The organism is Saccharomonospora iraqiensis subsp. iraqiensis (assembly GCF_000430445.1).
Classification (GTDB): Bacteria; Actinomycetota; Actinomycetes; order Mycobacteriales; family Pseudonocardiaceae; genus Saccharomonospora; species Saccharomonospora iraqiensis.
Map to the genome: position 1 here is coordinate 1 of NZ_AICW01000128.1, position 1,338 is coordinate 1,338.

At 71.7% G+C, this 1,338-nt stretch carries 1 protein-coding gene; it reads left to right on the forward strand.

Annotated features, from left to right (window positions below):
* Positions 1-1,338, forward strand: a 1,338-nt coding sequence (gene ftsW / locus ACTIR_RS0100080) for a putative lipid II flippase FtsW (RefSeq protein WP_411431302.1), incomplete at both ends; no start/stop codon positions are given.

A 1,338-nucleotide genomic window follows, 5' to 3' on the forward strand; every position in this document is an offset into this window, starting at 1 on the left:
GGGCCGCCCCCCGGGGGCGCGGGTCCGGTGGCTTCCGCTCCGCCGCCCCCCGTACCGGGGCGCGCGGGGACGGCCGCAGGTCCGACCGGCGGACCGGATCGAACAACGCGCTGACGGCGTGGCTGTCCCGACCGCTCGCCGACTTCCACCTCATCCTGGCGCTGTGCGGCACCCTCGGGCTGCTCGGGATCGTGATGGTGTTGTCCGCCTCGTCGGTGTCGTCCTCCAGCCCGGGCAGCGACAGCACCGTGTACGCGATGTTCACCCGGCACGTGGCGTTCGTCGGTGTCGGCGCGGTGGCCTTCTGGCTCGGGGTCCGGACCCCGTTGCGGGTGGTCCGTGCCCTCTCGTCCACGGCCATGGTCGTGTGCCTCGGGCTGCTGGCGCTCGTGCTGACCCCGCTCGGCTCGGAGCAGTACGGCTCCCAGGGGTGGTTCGTGGTCGGGGGACTGTCCCTGCAGCCCGTGGAGATCGCCAAGGTGGCCCTGGCGCTGTGGGGCGCGCACATCCTCGTGGTCAAGTACGAGGTGCTGCACCGGTGGCGTCACCTGCTGGTGCCCGTCGTCCCCGCCGCGTTGCTGATGTTCGCGCTGGTGATGGCCCAGCCGGATCTGGGTGGCACGATCACCCTCGGCGTGGTGCTGCTGGCGCTGCTCTGGTTCGCCGGGGCACCGCTGCGGTTGTTCACGATGCTGCTCGTCGGGGCCGTGGTCGGGGCGGTGGTGCTGGCGCTGGTGGCCGACTACCGGTTCGACCGGATCAAGGCCTTCCTCGATCCCGAGGCGGATCCCCAGGGCGACGGCATGCAGGCCAACCAGGCGCTGTACGCGCTGGCGGACGGCGGACTGTTCGGCAAGGGCCTCGGTCAGGGCCAGTCCAAGTGGATGTACCTGCCGAACGTGCAGCACGACTTCATCTTCGCGCTGCTCGGTGAGGAGCTCGGCCTCGTCGGCTGCCTGGTGGTACTGGGGCTGTTCGGGTTGCTGGCGTTCGTCGGCCTGCGAATCGCGATGCGCAACCTCGACCCGTGGATCCGCATCGTGGCGGGCACCCTCACGACGTGGATGGTCGCCCAGGCGTCGGTCAACATCGGATACGTGGTCGGGCTGCTGCCGGTGACCGGCGTGACCCTGCCGATGATCTCCTACGGCGGCACCTCGCTCGTGGTGACCATGCTGCTGTTCGGGCTGCTGGCGAACTGTGCCCGCCACGAACCCGAGGCCGTGGCGGCGCTGCGCACCCAGGGACCGGGTAAGTTCGGGCGTCTCATGCGGCTGCCCGCGCCCGCCCCGTACCGGCCGCCCGCCCGGCGGCGGGCGACGGGAACGGCGGGGACCG